The organism is Phyllobacterium myrsinacearum (assembly GCF_002980555.1).
GTDB lineage: Bacteria > Pseudomonadota > Alphaproteobacteria > Rhizobiales > Rhizobiaceae > Phyllobacterium > Phyllobacterium myrsinacearum.
In genome coordinates this window covers 297,930-313,717 of record NZ_PVBT01000006.1, presented here as the reverse complement: position 1 = coordinate 313,717, position 15,788 = coordinate 297,930, and the positions used below count along the sequence as shown (strand labels likewise).

The window sequence follows — 15,788 nt, the reverse complement described above, 5'->3', positions numbered from 1 at the left end:
GGGCGAAAGTCCATCTCCACTCCAGAAGAATAACGTATTTTGGTTTCGTTTCCAAGCAGGATTTGCCCGGTTTGGTGGGCAACCCGCCGATAGAAAGCCTACTCTACTACTGAAAGGCCATCTCGAAGAAGCTGCGCAACTTGCGCGAGTGCAGTTTTTCCGGCGGCATTTCCGCCAGCTTCTCCAGGGCGCGAATACCGATCTGCAAATGCTGGGCGACCTGACGCTTGTAGAACTCCGTTGCCATGCCCGGCAGCTTCAATTCGCCATGCAGCGGTTTGTCGGAGACGCACAGCAGCGTTCCATAGGGCACGCGGAAGCGGAAGCCGTTGGCGGCAATGGTTGCCGATTCCATGTCGAGTGCAATGGCGCGCGATTGCGACAGCCGCTTCACCGGTCCGCGCTGGTCGCGCAGTTCCCAGTTGCGGTTGTCGATGGTGGCAACCGTACCCGTGCGCATGATGCGCTTCAGGTCGTAGCCCTCAAGTCCGGTGACTTCAGCGACCGCCTGTTCGAGCGCTACCTGCACTTCAGCCAGCGCCGGGATCGGTACCCAGACCGGCAGGTCGTCGTCAAGCACGTGATCCTCACGCACATAGGCATGGGCCAGCACATAGTCGCCGAGCGCCTGCGTGTTGCGCAGCCCGGCGCAATGGCCGAGCATCAGCCATGCATGCGGCCGTAGAACGGCGATGTGGTCCGTGATGGTCTTGGCGTTGGACGGGCCGACGCCGATATTGACCATGGTGATGCCGGCATTGTCTTTCTTCGCCAGATGATAGGCAGGCATTTGCGGCAGCCGTCCAATCGGTACGCCCGACGTCGGTGCATCGTCACCGGCTTCGGTGATCAGGTTGCCCGGCTCGATGAACCGCTCGTAGCCGCCGCCGCCCTCGGCCATCAGCCGCCGCGCCAGGGCACAGAACTCGTCGATGTAGAACTGATAGTTGGTGAAGAGGACATAGTTCTGGAAATGCACCGGGCGGGTCGCGGTGTAGTGCGACAGGCGATGCAGGGAATAGTCCACGCGCTGCGCCGTGAACGGCGATAGCGGCATGATCCCGTCAATATCGTCGGTCTCATACTCGCCATTGACGATCCGGTCGTCCGTAGCGTTGAGATCGGGAACGTCGAAGAGATCGCGCAGCGGGCGCTGAAATGCATCGGCGACCGAGGATTCCACATAGGTGCCTTCGAGGAAGGCAAAGTGAATGGGGATCGGCGTGGTCGATTCCTGTACGGTCACCGGGCCGCCATGATTGCGGATCAGCAGCCTGATCTGTTCTTCCAGATAGTTTTCAAAAAGGTCTGGCCGGGTGATGTTGGCAGAGTACTGGCCGGGCGCAGAGACGTGGCCGAAGGCAAGGCGGGAGTCGATCTGCGCATAGCTTGATGTGGACAGGCGCACTTCCGGATAGAAGGCGCGAAAATGGGTGTTGTTCTCCACTTCGCCCTTGGCGACCCTGTCGAAGCCATCGCGCAGAAACTGCGTGTTCCGTTCGTAAAGGGCGATCAGCGCCTGTACGGCGGCTTTCGCGTCGGTAAATTCCTCTGGTTCAACATGGGGCGGCATGCTGATGGCGACGGGTTTCTTTGTTCCGATTCGATTGTTCATGCCCTTAATATAGTGAAAACGGATGTCAGTTGGGAGATGGCAAAAAGCCTGAAATTTCAATTCGTTTCAGAGCTCCCGTCAAAGTCCGCGAAAATCGGGTTCCGGCTATTGCGATCGGGCATCGGGCACCTATGTTTGACCGGATAGACTTTGCTCCCGGGAGATCGATATGACGACGCAGACGAAGCCGATTGAACTCTATTATTGGCCGACACCCAACGGCTGGAAAATTTCCATCATGCTGGAAGAGCTTGGGGTTCCCTACGATCTCAAGCTGGTCAATATCGGCAAGGGCGAGCAATTCGAACCGTCATTCCTCAAGATCGCGCCCAACAATCGCATGCCCGCGATCATCGACCCGGAAGGGCCGGGCGGTGAGCCGATCTCCGTGTTTGAATCCGGTGCCATCCTGCAATATCTCGGCCGCAAGTTCGGCAAGTTCTATCCGCAGGACGAGCGCAAGCGCGTCGCCGTGGAAGAGTGGCTGTTCTGGCAGGTCGGCGGCCTCGGCCCGATGGCGGGGCAGGCACATCATTTCCGGCAATATGCGCCTGAAAAGATCGAATACGGCATCAACCGCTACACCAACGAGGTCAACCGTCTTTATGGCGTGATGAACCGGCGTCTGGAAGGCCGGGACTATCTTGCCGGTGACTATTCCATCGCCGATATGGCGTCATTCGGCTGGGTTGTCTCCTACGCCAATCAGGGGCAGGATCTCAATGATTTTCCCAATCTCAAGCGCTGGTTCGAGGCCGTAGCTGCACGGCCGGCTGTTCAAAGGGGCAGGGATCTGGGCAAGGAAGCACGCCGTAATCTTGCCGACGACAAGGAAGCGCAGAAAATCCTGTTCGGCCAACGGGCGCGCTGACCGGCAAGCAGCTGCAGAAAATCGTCAAATCCCCGGATTTGCCGCTGCAATCCCGGGGATTTCTCATGATGTTACAGGTGCCGGATTTCTGCCGGCGCCTCTTCCCAGTTGTCGTGCAGGCCGTCCTGATATTCCAATGGGGCCGCCAGCAGCTCCTCCAGCGAAAGGTCATCGAGAACGGACAGGTTGACGGCATAGAACGGCCCGCCCATCACCTCCAGATTGCCCTGTCCGAACGGCTTGACGCCGCAGGTCCTGCAGAAGGAATGCGTGATGGTCTTGCTGCCGAACTGATATTGCGTGAGATTGTCAGCCCCTGCGAGAATCTGTAGCGCATCGCCGCCGATAAAGGCTTTCCAGAACCGCAGCTTGCCGCAGAACGAGCAATTGCATTTGCTCGTACCGGCATCGAGATCGATGCTGCATACGAAACGCACGGCCTGGCAATGACAGCTGCCATGATAGGTTTTTTTCATCGGATAGCTCCTGGGCAAATCAGTGGCAGCACGCGTCATCGGCGGATTTGGCCGTGCCGGCATATTCGTCATGGCGCTTGACCCAGTTCTTGCCGAGGCCGTCGAGATCGGGCGTGCCATCCCAGCCCTCCTGCCGGCCGAGCGGCGTCAGGTCGAGATAGTTGTAGGTGCCCAGCTGCAGGTCGCCGCCGCGGCCATAACTTGAATAGGTGTGGTAGACCGTATCGCCGTCGCGCAGGAAGACGCTTGTTCCGGGCTGCTCGCCCCGCATGAACCAGGGCATGCCCTTGCGTTCATATTCCTCGGCCGTTGTGTAGTTGTAGACGGGCGGCATGACGGCCTCATCCAATGTCACGTGAAAATCATAGTTGAAATCGCTGCCGTGAGACGACACCCACGGGAATGTCCAGCCCATGCGTTTCCTGTAGGCTTCGATTTCGGCGAGGGGCGCGCGCGATACAACCACCAGCGTGGTGTCACGGGCGTGCAGGTGCGCCAGATTGCCGATGCTGTCGGCAAGGAAGGAGCAACCGGGGCATCCTTGGCCTTCGCCCGGTCCCAGCATGAAATGATAGACGATCAGCTGGCGGCGGCCCGCGAAGAGATCGGACAGGCTAAGTTTGCCCTCCGGCCCCTCGAACACATAATCCTTTTCGATCTGCACCATCGGAAGCGCACGGCGCTCGCGGTTCAGGGCATCGCGCTGTCTGGTGAACGCCTTTTCCTTCAGCAGAAAGGCCTTTCTGGCCTTGTCCCACTCGGCGCGGGAAACGACCTTGCGGCCGTCAGGGGTTGCATGGGTGTTCATCGTTTCCTCCTCGATATTGGCTCCAGCGATAATCAGTCCATAGGCAGGGTATATGTCCGTCAGTGGGGGCGGCCCAGCGGCTCGACATAGGCTTCCAGGCGCTGCATGCATTCGGTCCAGCCATTCTGATGCGAATCCCGATCTTCGGCGGAATCGAACGGTGCCTGGTGGAAGACGAGCTTTGTGCGTTGTCCCTGTGCGCTCAGGGTGACCGTCACCAGTGTCTGCGGCCCCTGCAGTCCGTCGGTGTCCTCCCAGGCAAAGGTGAAGACGATCCGCTCCGGCTCGACGATTTGCGTGTAGTGGCCGACCATCCAGGCCTCCTCGCCATCGGGAGAGCGGATGGACGAGCGATAGGCGCCGCCCTCTTTGAAATCCATCTGGCAGCTCGGGCAGGTGAAATTCTTCGGTCCCCACCAGCGCATGACATGTTCCGGCTGCGACCATGCCTTGAAGACAAGCGCTACAGGTGCATCGAGGATCCGGACGATTGTCAGTTCGTGATCATTGTCTCTGCGGGCCAGCGCTGCGGTCATGATTGCTCTTGCTCCCTGTGGCGAACCGTTTGCTCATAACTGATAGGTTAAATAACCTGATGGTTTATTACACTTTGATTTTGCCAAGGTCAACATTGCCGGGGCTCACTTTTTTGCGTCACACATTTTCCTTGGAAAGCGCCACATCTGGCATCAGTTTCCGCTCCGGCAAGGACCGCCTTGCGATTCACGATGTCGGAGATGGAGATGAAGCATGTCAGGTCATATTACACGCCGCGCTGCACTTGTTGGGTCGATGCTGGTTGTTCCGGCTCTGTCGCTGCCGATCAGGTCGGCCGGCGCGGCGCAGGAATGGGATTTCGAAACCGCGTTCAAAGACCTGGAGAAGGCAAGCGGTGCGCGCCTTGGGGTTTCGGTGCACGATACGGGCAGCGGTAAACGCATCGGCTACCGCGAGAAAGAGTTGTTTGCCATGTGCAGCACGTTCAAGTTCTTTGCCGCCGCTGCCATTCTTTCACGGGTGGATCAGAAGAAGGAGAAACTCGACCGGGTCATCCGATATGGGAAGTCCGATCTTGTGACCTATTCACCCGTTACCGAAAAGCATGTGGCCGACGGCATGACGCTTTCGGCTATTTGCGAGGCGGCCATCACCTGGAGCGACAATGCTGCTGGAAACCTGATGCTCGATGCGCTGGGCGGATCGCAGGGGATGACGGATTATGCGCGCAGTCTGGGTGATACGATCAGCCGGCTGGACCGGCGCGAGCCTGAACTCAATGAAGCCAAACCCGGCGATCCGAGAGATACAACGACGCCCGCCGCCATGCGTGAAAATCTGGAAAAGACCGTTCTCGGGACCGCCCTGTCGGAACCGTCGCGCAAGCAGCTCACCGATTGGCTGGTCGGCAACAAGGTTGGTGACAAGCGTCTGCGGGCAGGGCTGCCAAAAGACTGGAAGGTCGGCGACAAGACTGGAACCAGCGACAGCGGCATGGCCAATGACGTTGCGGTGATCTGGCCGCCTGATCGCAAGCCCATTGTGCTGACCGTCTATCTCTATGATCCCAAGGGGACGCCGGACAGCCGCAACCTCATTCATCAGAAGGTGGCGCGCCTCGTTGCGGACCATATCTGACACGGACAAACAAACCCCTGCGGGAGCCGTGCGCTCCCGCAGGGGGCAGTGGTTTGAAAATTACTGGCGTGTCAGGCTTTCGCTCTTGCAGATGAGCCCGCCCAGAACGCAGCCGGACAGTGACAGGGTGTTGCCGCTGACGCTGGCCTTGCCATTATAGGTCTTGCCCTCGTCGAGCTTGTTGACCTGCCCCTTATAGGTTCCGCCCTTGCCGGACATTTCACCGATGGACTTGCCTTTGTATTCACCGGTCAGCACCGTGCCGCAATACTTGTCCGCTCCGCAGGACGAGTATTGGATAAGCGTGCCGGTCGGCCGCTTCCACGTTCCGACGATCGGTTCTTGGGCCAGTGCCGGACCTGCCATCAATACGACGCCGGCGCATGCCAATAAGAGTTTGCGATTCATATGTTCCTCCCGATAAGGGTTGTGCGGCAAATGGGATCTCTCCTCGTCCATCTGCATGTCCCTTACGTAAACGTAATTCAAAAAAACCGTGAAAGGAAGCCTTGTGCGCGCTCGCGGCCGGGGTTTTTTGCATCCGGGCGGCGTGGAACGGTGGGGAGATTGAAGCCTGAACGGAGGCAAGCCCGGCAAAAAGAAGCTGCGCCTTGGTTAGCAAAGGCTTGAAATCGGATAACGGCATTTTAAGCGAATTTGATCCAAATGCCTGCAATTGCTGGGGCGATATATTTAATGAATTCCGAAGTTTACCAGTTGTTTTTGTTTTGTTTGGCTCCAGTTAATCATGCCCCTTAACAGCAATTTGAGGGCTGTGTGGCATTCTCGAAAACATCGAAAGAGCACGCCAAAACAAACAAATCAGGCGGTTCTCAGAAGTCTAACAGGGCTTATCGGTTTAAACAGGGACTCGGTAAAATGGCACGCTTTGATCTTCAGAATATCGATGCCGGACATGTCGGCGGCACCGCGGAAACGGACATCCTTTTCGAAATGGGCATCATGTATGCCACGGGCCGTGACTGCGCCGTTGATCATGTCGCCGCACACAAATGGTTCAACATCGCTGCAATCAAAGGCAGCGAACGGGCTGCGGAGCTGCGGGCCGAACTGGTGAAAACCATGACCAAGGCCGATCTGGCGACCGCCATGCGCGAAGCCCGCGAATGGATGACCACGCACTGAATGGCCGATGATTGGCGCGCGTTGCGTGGTTCGACACGAGAGAGTGGTTCCCTAGGGAATTGCTCACCCCATGGGCTGGAACGCATCGCGGATCACCTTGGCCATGCCGTCAATTGCCGGGCTCGTCATCCGCGGATTGCGGCGCAGCACCACATTTGATGAATCAATGACCGGGAAACCCTCCGCATCGGTCAGTTCACGGCAGCCCGGCGGAATATTGCTGCGCGCCAGCGGGGCGATAGCAAGGCCAGAAACCGCGGCTATTTTCAGCCCACCGCCCGTATCGCAGCTATAGGCCACGCGATAATCGATCCTGTTGCGCTCCAGCGATCCGATGGCGAATTTCCGGCACCAGTCCGAGCGCTCGTAGATCGCGATGGGTACGGGCGCGATTTCATGCACGCAATGCACCTCCGACGTGACCCAGACGGTGGGGTCGACAAACAAAACCTCACCGGTTGTCGGCGGCTCCCAGTTGAAGATGACGGCAAGGTCAAGCTGATCGGCATCCAGCGCGGCCAGTTGCTGCGCCGAATATCCGCATTTGACCGTTACCTCCACCTGCGGATGCTGGCTGGCAAAGGCGGCAAGCGCGCGCGGCAGCACCGTGTAGCCATATTCTTCGGGAATGCCGATCCGCACCGGGCCGCCAAGCGGCTTGGCCCGGATCGCCGCCATGGTTTCATCCAGCAGCGCGACGATGCGCTGCGCGTTGACGAGCAGCGCTTCGCCCTGGGCGGTCAGCGCAACGCCGCGTGAGCCGCGGGCAAAAACGCTTTCGCCCAGAACCTCTTCAAGCCGCTTGATCTGAATGCTTACGGCCGATTGCGTGCGTCCGATCTTTTCCGCCGCGCGGGTGACATTGCCGGCCGTCGCCACGGCCAGGAATGTGCGCAGCAGGTCACTGTCAAGCGGAGGATTCATGCGGCACCTGTGATTAAAATTTCGAATGACAGGCATAATTTCTATTCGTTTGATGTATGTCAATGCTTGGGTCAAGCATGGTGGTCGTTCACCATTCGAGACCAGTGCCATGCCGGTTTTCCGCCTGATTTCAAATCTTTGGAAGGTTGTGCAAAGCGCTGATCGGGAAGCGCGCCAACTCGCGGCCCTGTCGTGCAAGCCGGACGAACATTTGCTGCGCGATGCTGGCGTCACGCGGCAGGACGTGGCCGGGATCGCCCGCTATTATCGCCTGAAACGGCTGCGGGCATACCTGCTGCGCGGGAACAGACGTCATCGCTGACGGCGCAGCCGGACCGGCACTCACACTCTTCTTTGCGATTTCCACATTATTGACGCAATCAGGACGAGATTATCGGATTGATTGCAACCTAGCCGTTAGACTGCGTCGCGATGTGGCATATCGTTGTTCGCAGGGTGTCGTTGCAACCCAGCACGTTTTGAATTGCTGTGCTTTAATCGAGGAGGGGTGCAAAATGAGGGGCAAGAGATGTGCTTTATGAACTTAAGGTAATTATTGAATTTTTATTGTAAATATTAAAGAATATATAGATTAAAATATATTAGTTATTATTATTTATAGAATTGATTATGTATTAAATATTATTATCTAGTTTATTTTATCTTTGTGGCGTGAATTTCTGTGAGATGCTATGATTAAACTTGTCATGAAAGTTATGATAGTTAATTCGAATTAATGTGGTTTTTTAGTGAGTCTTTCGCAACTCTTAGGGGTTGCGAACACTGGGATATCAGTTAAGTAAACGGTTTATGGAATTTTCTGATTCTTGAAGAAGACGGGGAAGTTATGCAGGACGAGCTTGGGGCATTATTATCAAAGTTGAGCCATGCTCAAAAAGAGTTGATAATTTTGACTGCAAAGACCAATAGTTTTCCTGACAATAACACCCTGAGAAGGATAGCCACGCTGGCGTTGAATATTTCCGCCGTGGAAGCCCTTATCGCCGATACGCAGAACCGCGACAAGCGCGCGAAAATGACCAAGGCGAACGATTAGAGCCTTTGCTGCTTCAACAGAACTGGTTCCATTGAAGCAGCAAAGGCTTGAAACGGCATGCGGCCGTTTGCCCGCGAGGGCGGGGTCCATGCCGTTTGTTCAGGCCAATCTTCTCTTTTCTGCGATCAGACGCTGGCGGGACCCGTGCGGGTTGCTTCGAACAGGAACCAGTGGCGGCGCTCGGATTCATCGATGTAATTCTCGATGATGCTGGTTGTGGCACTGTCATGGTAGTCGCTGCAAAGCTCGTGCACCTGGCGCAGATAGCCGATGAAACTCTTGGTATCGTCGCGCAGCTCGGCCAGCATGTCCTCCGGCGTGACGAAATTGGCGTCATTGTCGAGCAGGCGCTGCTGGGCGGAAATCTGCCCGATGGAACGCAGGGTTGTCCCGCCGATCTTGCGCACGCGCTCGGCCAGGACATCGGTCATGTCAAAAATCTGCGCGGCCTGTTCGTCCAGCAGCAGATGGTAGTCGCGGAAATGCGGGCCGCTCATGTGCCAATGGAAATTCTTCGTCTTCAGATAGAGGGCGAATGTATCGGCAAGCAGCGCGTTGACGGCGGCTGCGATGTCACGGGTTGCCTCTGCTCCGAGGTCACTGGGGGTTGCGGTGGGCGCGCGTTTGATCGTCTGCAGTGATTTGGTAGCCATGGTCGATCTCCTCTGCTGTGAACGGGAAATTCCTGCGACTTGAGTAGGCGGCTGGTGCTGGTTACAGATATACGACTAACACGACTGTTTGTCATTTCTGCTTCAAATCTTGGTCAACACGGCAGCTTCCGTCTCTTCAAAGCGGACAAGGGCTGTCTTCTCCTTGACCTGCGATCCCTCGCTGACGATCTCGGCGATCCTGCCGTCATGCGGGGCGGTGATGGAGTGTTCCATTTTCATGGCCTCCAGCACCAGGAGAACCTGCCCCTTCTTGACGAGATCGCCGGCGGAGACCCGGACGGATTTCACCAGACCCGGCATGGGTGCGGTCAGCCGGTCGCCCGCGCCGCCCGCCTCTTCGGCCTGCTGCAGGGGATCCGGCACCGCGAAGGTTGCCACGACGCCCCTGGCGATGATTGCGATGCCTTGCGGGATTGCAGCGGTTTTCGCGCGCAGGTTGATGCCCTTGCCGGTGATATGCCAGCCATTCCCATCGCGCCGGACCCGCAGGTCAAGGGTGTCATCGGGCGCGGTGACCTCGAAACGGTCATCGCCCAGAACCGCAATGCCATAGCGGGTGATATGGCCGGGCTCGCCCAGCGTCACCGGATATTGCGATGGCGCGAGATGGCTGTAGCCGCGCAGGGCTGTCCAGGGATCGTCGGAGACGACCTTTGTCAGGAGGCCGCTGGCATAAAGCACGGCCAATTCCCGGGCGCCCGCGGGCATGGCCACGGGAACGACAAGGCTGTGAAGGTCGCGGTCGATCAACCCTGTATCGACATCCCCGGCGGCAAAGCCCGGATGGCGTGCCAGTGCGGCCAGAAACGCCGCATTGGTGACCGTTCCGGCAATCTCCGTGTGCAGGAGGGCATCTTCCATGGCACGCAGGGCGCTCGCACGATCGTTCGCGTGGACGACGATCTTGGCAATCATCGGATCGTAATAGGGGGAAATGGTATCGCCCGGACGAACGCCGGTTTCGATGCGCACCGTACCTTCTCGGACAGCGGCGGGGAAGGTGAGGTGATGCAGCGTGCCGATGGCCGGCAGAAAGCCCTTGGCCGGGTCTTCCGCATAAAGCCGTGCTTCGACGGCATGGCCATTCAGCGGAATCTGCGCCTGCGTCAGCGGCAGGGGTTCGCCTGCCGCCACGCGCAACTGCCATTCCACCAGATCAAGCCCGGTGATCATTTCGGTCACGGGATGCTCGACCTGCAGGCGCGTGTTCATTTCCATGAACCAGAAACCGTCCGGGCGCAGCCCCTGACTGGCATCGACGATGAACTCGATCGTGCCCGCGCCGGAATAGTGGATGGCCTTGGCCGCCTTCACGGCAGCATCGGTCATCGCCGCGCGCATCTCCGGCGTGATGTCGGGAGCAGGGGCTTCCTCGATCACCTTCTGGTGGCGGCGCTGCAGCGAGCAGTCGCGCTCGTAGAGATGCACCGCATTGCCGTGATTGTCGCCGAACACCTGCACTTCGATATGGCGCGGCTTGGCGACGTATTTTTCCACCAGCACCCGGTCGTCGCCAAAAGCGCTCTTGGCTTCGCGCCGCGCGCTGCCCAGCGCCTCGGCGAAATCATCGGGGCTGTCGACCTTGCGCATGCCCTTGCCGCCGCCGCCCGCCCGCGCCTTGATCAGCACGGGATAGCCGATCTCGCGCGCCTTGGAGGCGAGCACGACCAGTTCCTGCGCTTCGCCGTGATAGCCGGGAACGACAGGCACGCCAGCCTTTTCCATCAGCCGCTTGGCAGCATCCTTCAAGCCCATGGCACGGATGGAATCCGCCGAGGGACCGATGAAGACGAGGCCGGCCTTGACCACGGCATCGACAAAGCCGGGGTTTTCCGACAGGAATCCATAGCCGGGATGAATGGCTTCGGCGCCCGTATCGATGGCCGCCTGAATGATGCGGTCGGCGCGCAGATAGCTATCCGATACGGAGGAGCCGCCGATATGCACGGCCTCGTCGGCCATCGCCACATGCAGCGCATCGGCATCGGCGTCGGAATAGACGGCGACGGTGCCGATGCCCATCTTCTGTGCCGTGCGGATGACCCGGCAGGCAATTTCACCGCGATTGGCAATGAGGATTCTGGAGAACATTTTTGTCATGGTTTTCTCCTTACATCCTGAAGATACCGAATGTGGTATCCTCCACGGGTGCATTCAGGGCTGCGGAAAGTGAAAGGGCGAGAACCTCGCGGGTTTTGGCCGGGTCGATGATGCCGTCGTCCCACAGGCGGGCCGAGGAGTAGAGCGGATGGCCCTCGCGCTCGTATTTTTCCAGGATCGGCGCCCGGAAGGCTGCCTCTTCGGCAGCCGGCCAGTCACCGCCCTTGCGCTCGATCCCCTCGCGCTTGACCAGCGCCAGCACCGTTGCCGCCTGTTCGCCGCCCATGACGGAAATGCGGGCATTGGGCCACATCCACAGGAAGCGCGGCGAGAAGGCGCGGCCGCACATGCCGTAATTGCCTGCCCCGAACGAGCCGCCGATGATCATCGTCACCTTGGGCACGCGCGCCGTGGCAACCGCCGTCACCAGCTTGGCGCCATCCTTGGCAATACCGCCCGCCTCGTAGGAACGGCCGACCATGAAACCGGTGATGTTCTGCAGGAAGACCAGCGGAATGCCGCGCTGGGTGCACAGCTCGATGAAGTGCGTGCCTTTCAGCGCGCTCTCGGAAAACAGCACGCCATTGTTGGCGATGATGCCGACCGGCATGCCGTAGAGATGGGCAAAGCCGGTGATCAGGCTGGTGCCGTAATTCTGCTTGAACTCGTCGAATTCGGAACCGTCGACCACGCGGGCGATGACTTCGCGCACATCATAGGGCTGGCGCAGGTCGGTCGGCACGATGCCGTAGAGTTCACGCGGATCGTAAAGGGGCGGACTCACTTTGCGAAGGTCGAGCCCTATCTCTTTCTTTCGATTCAGGTTTCCGACGATGCGCCGGGCGATGGCAAGCGCATGCGCGTCGTCCATGGCATAGTGATCGGCAACGCCGGACTCGCGCGTATGCACCTCGGCGCCGCCAAGGTCCTCCGCTGTCACATCCTCGCCGGTCGCAGCCTTCACCAGCGGCGGGCCGGCAAGAAAGATGGTCGCCTGGCCTTTGACCATGATGGTTTCTTCCGACATGGCCGGCACATAGGCACCGCCCGCCGTGCACGATCCCATGACCACGGCAATCTGCGGAATCCCCGCCGCCGACATGTTCGCCTGATTGTAGAAAATGCGGCCAAAATGTTCGCGGTCCGGGAAAACCTCGTCCTGGTTCGGCAGGTTCGCGCCGCCGGAATCGACGAGATAGATGCAGGGGAGGTTGTTCTGCATGGCGATTTCCTGCGCGCGCAGATGCTTCTTCACGGTCAGCGGATAGTAGGTGCCGCCCTTGACCGTGGCATCGTTGACGACGATCATCACCTCCTTGCCGGCAACGCGGCCGATCCCGGCGATCAGTCCGGCCGACGAGATTGTGTCGCCATACATGTCCCAGGCAGCAAATTGGCCGATTTCCAGAAAGGGCGAGCCGGGATCAAGCAGCTGAGCCAGCCGGTCGCGCGGCAGCAGTTTGTTGCGCGCGGTATGGCGCTTGCGTGCTTCGTCGGTGCCGCCCTTGCTCACCAGCGCAGCCTTGGCCTTGATGTCGTCGACAAGGGCGCGCATGCGCTCCGCATTGGCGGCAAAGGTTTCGGATGTGGTGGTGATCTGGGACTGAAGTATGGTCATGTATTCTCCTATCGGATCACTTCGATGTGGCAGCCGACATCAAGGTCAGCCCAGGCGCGGTCGGTGGTGATGGCAGTGGCGCCTTCCCGTATGGCAAGAGCAAGGCAGGCACGGTCGCCGAGCGAAAGACCCTTGTGACGGGTTGCCGGACGGAGCAATGCGGCGGTCAGCGCGAGATCCTTGTCGAAATCAACATACCGGACACTGTGTCCGGTCATCAGTGCATCGGGAACCGTGAGAGAAAGCCCCTTGTCGGCACAGGCGGCCAAGATCTCTGCCAGGTTGACAGTCGTGCAGAGCGCACCGGAAAGGCAGGCGTGCGCGCGCTCCGCCCCTGGCTCCTGCAGAAGAACCGCCAGCACCGCCGAGGCATCAAGCACCACCGTGGTCATTTCTTCTGCGCCTTGCCAATTTCAGCAGCTTCGCGTGCCAGCCGGTCAAACCGCGCATCGGATGCACGTTGTTCGGCCAGTCTATCCGCAATGAATTCATCCACCAGGCTGACACCCGGTCTTTTGAGCTTTTCGGCGCTCTCCCAGATCTTTTTCAACGTCGCACTCTGTGAGGCAACCTGAAGATAACCATCGACCATGCGCAGGGCGACGGTGTCGCCCGGCTTCACATCCATGAGCTTGCGCATCTCGGCCGGGATAACCAATCGGCCGCCATCACCTATCGTCGCTGTCACAGCCCAGGAAAACGGTGCCTTTGAGGTGTCGGCATCGTGGTCAAACGCTTGCGGTTCCTCACGGAAACCTTCATTCTTCTTGCGTGCCATTGTTGAAGACCTTTTTGAGAACAATGGCAGAAATCTGCCATCATTCATAAAACATGGCAATTCTACCAAAGAATGACATAAAATAGAATTCATGCCATTCACGCGCTCTCCCCGAACATTTCGCGCCCGATCAGCATGCGGCGGATTTCACTGGTGCCCGCGCCGATTTCGTAAAGTTTGGCGTCGCGCAGCAGCCGTCCGGTCGGGTAATCATTGATGTAGCCATTGCCGCCGAGCGCCTGGATGGCTTCGAGCGCACACCAGGTGGCCTTCTCAGCCGCATAGAGAATGCAGCCGGCCGCATCCTTGCGTGTGGTCTCGCCGCGGTCGCAGGCCGCAGCAACCGCATAGACATAGGCGCGCGAGGCATTCATCGTCGTGTACATGTCGGCAAGCTTGCCCTGCATCAGCTGGAATTCGCCGATCGGCTGGCCGAACTGCTTGCGCTCATGCACATAGGGCACCACCACATCGAGGCAGGCGGCCATGATGCCGAGCGGACCGCCGGCGAGCACGACCCGTTCATAATCGAGGCCGGACATGAGGATGCGCACGCCCTTGCCCTCTTCGCCGAGCACGTTCTCGAACGGGATCTCGCAATCCTCGAACACCAGTTCGCAGGTGTTGGAGCCGCGCATGCCGAGCTTGTCGAGCTTTTGCGCCGTGCTAAAACCCTTGACGCCTTTCTCGACCAGAAACGCCGTCATGCCGCGCGATCCGGCGGCGGGATCGGTCTTGGCGTAGACGACAAGCGTATCGGCATCGGGACCGTTGGTGATCCACATCTTGTTGCCGTTCAGCACATAGCGGTCATTCTTCTTGTCGGCCCGCAGCTTCATCGACACGACATCGGAACCGGCACCGGGTTCGGACATGGCGAGTGACCCCACATGCTCGCCCGAACACAGCTTTGGCAGGTATTTCGCCTTCTGCGCGTCCGTGCCCCAGCGGTTGATCTGGTTCACGCAGAGGTTGGAATGCGCGCCGTAGGACAGGCCGACGGACGCCGATGCGCGGGAAATCTCCTCCACGGCAATGGCATGGGCGAGATAGCCGAGGCCCGAGCCGCCGAAATCCGGGTTTGCCGTCATGCCGAGCAGGCCGAGCGCGCCCATTTCCTGCCAGAGATGCATGGGGAACTGGTTGGACCGGTCGGTTTCGGCGGCAAGCGGCGCAATGCGTTCCTGCGCGAACCGGTGCACTGTCTCGCGCAGCGCTTCAAGATCGTCCGAAAGTCCAAATCGCAGACCTGACTGATACATCCTAATCTCCCATGTCCTTTGTCGTGAAGTTCTTGGCGCCCACAAGGCGCAATCCCATAGTGACGTATTTTTCCGCAATCTGCGTGACAGTAAGCCTGTCGTCCGGGCGAAACCAGACATTCACCCCGGTGGTCATGGCGATGATGGCCCGGGTCGTCAGCGGAATATCGTCGATATCGAATTGACCGGATGTGCTGCCCGCCTCGAGGATCAGCCGCAGCTCGTTCTCATAGACCGCCCGCAGCGCCACCAGTATGGCCAGCTTCATCCCCTGCAGGCTGCGCAGTTCCATATTGGCAATGTGTACATCGTCGCGGCGCTCCACATGGTAGCGGATGTGAAAGCGGATGAAGGCGGCAAGACGTTCGAGCGGCACTGTCACGTCCCGGCTTTCGGCCTGCCAGGCCGCCAGCAGCCGGTCCATGTGGTCGCGCATCACGGCAAAGAGCAGGTCCTGCTTGGTGGGGTGATAGCGGTAGAGGGCGGCAGGCTGCACGCCGACTTTCTCCGCCAGCTGGCGCATCGACATGGCCTCATAACCCACCTTGGCAATCAGCCGCCGTGCCGCGGTATGAATCGCTGCCTGAGTCTTTTCGCCGTCTGAGCCGATTGTTCGCGCCATGTGGCATTAATAAAACGATCGTTCAATTCATTCAAGCGGGAAATTCAACTGCCGGTACCGGTTTTCACAACTGCGAGGGGAAGGATATCAGACGAAGTGATGAGAGGCGCCTGGTGGTGGCGCGGCGCAAAATCGGGTAGATTCAGTTTATTGCCAGTCTTCACTATGCCTTTGCCAGTCTTCAATATGCCTTTGATTGAAT

General features: G+C 58.8%; 18 protein-coding genes. 5 read left to right on the top strand and 13 right to left on the bottom strand.

Going from position 1 to position 15,788, the window contains the following annotated elements:
* Positions 1 to 106 precede the first annotated feature (106 nt).
* Positions 107 to 1,615 carry an AMP nucleosidase gene (locus tag C5750_RS20065; RefSeq protein ID WP_105736024.1) on the bottom strand — a complete coding sequence of 503 codons (1,509 nt, stop codon included), beginning with the start codon at positions 1,613 to 1,615 and terminating at the stop codon, positions 107 to 109.
* Positions 1,616 to 1,784: 169 nt separating this feature from the next.
* Between C5750_RS20065 and C5750_RS20060 the strand changes: the two genes are divergently transcribed.
* Positions 1,785 to 2,486 carry a glutathione S-transferase N-terminal domain-containing protein gene (locus C5750_RS20060; protein ID WP_105736022.1) on the top strand — a complete coding sequence of 234 codons (702 nt, stop codon included), beginning with the start codon at positions 1,785 to 1,787 and terminating at the stop codon, positions 2,484 to 2,486.
* Positions 2,487 to 2,557: 71 nt separating this feature from the next.
* On the opposite strand, the gene C5750_RS20055 is transcribed toward C5750_RS20060, so the two are convergent.
* Genes C5750_RS20055 through C5750_RS20045 form a run of 3 tightly spaced genes read right to left on the bottom strand, consistent with a single transcriptional unit; the run spans position 2,558 to position 4,306 of the window.
* Positions 2,558 to 2,962, bottom strand: coding sequence for a GFA family protein (locus C5750_RS20055; RefSeq protein ID WP_105736021.1), 405 nt, complete (start codon positions 2,960 to 2,962; stop codon positions 2,558 to 2,560).
* A 19-nt stretch (positions 2,963 to 2,981) separates the two neighbouring features.
* The gene (locus C5750_RS20050; RefSeq protein ID WP_105736019.1) at positions 2,982 to 3,770 is read right to left on the bottom strand and encodes a DUF899 domain-containing protein; all 789 of its coding nucleotides are present in this window, start codon (positions 3,768 to 3,770) and stop codon (positions 2,982 to 2,984) included.
* Between the two features lie 59 nt (positions 3,771 to 3,829).
* Positions 3,830 to 4,306, bottom strand: a complete 477-nt coding sequence (locus C5750_RS20045) for an SRPBCC family protein (RefSeq protein ID WP_105736017.1) — start codon at positions 4,304 to 4,306, stop codon at positions 3,830 to 3,832.
* Between the two features lie 214 nt (positions 4,307 to 4,520).
* Here C5750_RS20045 and bla point away from each other — a divergent pair, with 214 nt between their 5' ends.
* Positions 4,521 to 5,405, top strand: a complete 885-nt coding sequence (bla, locus tag C5750_RS20040; RefSeq protein WP_105736015.1) for a class A beta-lactamase — start codon at positions 4,521 to 4,523, stop codon at positions 5,403 to 5,405.
* Positions 5,406 to 5,465: 60 nt separating this feature from the next.
* Here bla and C5750_RS20035 read toward each other — a convergent pair whose 3' ends face one another.
* Positions 5,466 to 5,813, bottom strand: a complete 348-nt coding sequence (locus C5750_RS20035) for a DUF2147 domain-containing protein (RefSeq protein WP_105736013.1) — start codon at positions 5,811 to 5,813, stop codon at positions 5,466 to 5,468.
* Positions 5,814 to 6,284: 471 nt separating this feature from the next.
* Here C5750_RS20035 and C5750_RS20030 point away from each other — a divergent pair, with 471 nt between their 5' ends.
* Positions 6,285 to 6,551: an SEL1-like repeat protein gene (locus C5750_RS20030; RefSeq protein ID WP_105736011.1), complete on the top strand. Its 267-nt coding sequence runs from the start codon at positions 6,285 to 6,287 to the stop codon at positions 6,549 to 6,551.
* A 63-nt stretch (positions 6,552 to 6,614) separates the two neighbouring features.
* On the opposite strand, the gene C5750_RS20025 is transcribed toward C5750_RS20030, so the two are convergent.
* Positions 6,615 to 7,475, bottom strand: a complete 861-nt coding sequence (locus C5750_RS20025; protein ID WP_105736009.1) for a LysR family transcriptional regulator — start codon at positions 7,473 to 7,475, stop codon at positions 6,615 to 6,617.
* A gap of 25 nt (positions 7,476 to 7,500) precedes the next feature.
* Here C5750_RS20025 and C5750_RS20020 point away from each other — a divergent pair, with 25 nt between their 5' ends.
* Both C5750_RS20020 and C5750_RS20015 read left to right on the top strand, forming a co-directional pair.
* Positions 7,501 to 7,797, top strand: coding sequence for a hypothetical protein (locus tag C5750_RS20020; protein WP_130502120.1), 297 nt, complete (start codon positions 7,501 to 7,503; stop codon positions 7,795 to 7,797).
* Between the two features lie 525 nt (positions 7,798 to 8,322).
* Positions 8,323 to 8,532 carry a hypothetical protein gene (locus C5750_RS20015; protein ID WP_105736005.1) on the top strand — a complete coding sequence of 70 codons (210 nt, stop codon included), beginning with the start codon at positions 8,323 to 8,325 and terminating at the stop codon, positions 8,530 to 8,532.
* A 125-nt stretch (positions 8,533 to 8,657) separates the two neighbouring features.
* On the opposite strand, the gene C5750_RS20010 is transcribed toward C5750_RS20015, so the two are convergent.
* From C5750_RS20010 to C5750_RS19980, 7 genes are all read right to left on the bottom strand, one after another.
* Positions 8,658 to 9,185 carry a Dps family protein gene (locus C5750_RS20010; RefSeq protein WP_105736003.1) on the bottom strand — a complete coding sequence of 176 codons (528 nt, stop codon included), beginning with the start codon at positions 9,183 to 9,185 and terminating at the stop codon, positions 8,658 to 8,660.
* A 102-nt stretch (positions 9,186 to 9,287) separates the two neighbouring features.
* On the bottom strand, positions 9,288 to 11,297 hold the full coding sequence (locus C5750_RS20005) for an acetyl-CoA carboxylase biotin carboxylase subunit (RefSeq protein ID WP_105736164.1): 2,010 nt from the start codon (positions 11,295 to 11,297) through the stop codon (positions 9,288 to 9,290).
* A gap of 19 nt (positions 11,298 to 11,316) precedes the next feature.
* Positions 11,317 to 12,924, bottom strand: coding sequence for a carboxyl transferase domain-containing protein (locus C5750_RS20000; RefSeq protein WP_105736001.1), 1,608 nt, complete (start codon positions 12,922 to 12,924; stop codon positions 11,317 to 11,319).
* An 8-nt stretch (positions 12,925 to 12,932) separates the two neighbouring features.
* The gene (locus C5750_RS19995) at positions 12,933 to 13,316 is read right to left on the bottom strand and encodes a type II toxin-antitoxin system VapC family toxin (RefSeq protein ID WP_105735999.1); all 384 of its coding nucleotides are present in this window, start codon (positions 13,314 to 13,316) and stop codon (positions 12,933 to 12,935) included.
* The gene (locus tag C5750_RS19990) at positions 13,313 to 13,702 is read right to left on the bottom strand and encodes an AbrB/MazE/SpoVT family DNA-binding domain-containing protein (RefSeq protein WP_105735997.1); all 390 of its coding nucleotides are present in this window, start codon (positions 13,700 to 13,702) and stop codon (positions 13,313 to 13,315) included. Before C5750_RS19990 ends, C5750_RS19995 begins: the two co-directional genes overlap by 4 nt.
* 98 nt (positions 13,703 to 13,800) lie before the next feature.
* The gene (locus tag C5750_RS19985; RefSeq protein ID WP_483428610.1) at positions 13,801 to 14,949 is read right to left on the bottom strand and encodes an isovaleryl-CoA dehydrogenase; all 1,149 of its coding nucleotides are present in this window, start codon (positions 14,947 to 14,949) and stop codon (positions 13,801 to 13,803) included.
* A 16-nt stretch (positions 14,950 to 14,965) separates the two neighbouring features.
* Positions 14,966 to 15,586 (bottom strand): TetR/AcrR family transcriptional regulator, encoded by a 621-nt coding sequence (locus C5750_RS19980; protein WP_105735993.1) that lies wholly within the window; start codon positions 15,584 to 15,586, stop codon positions 14,966 to 14,968.
* Positions 15,587 to 15,788: the final 202 nt, after the last annotated feature.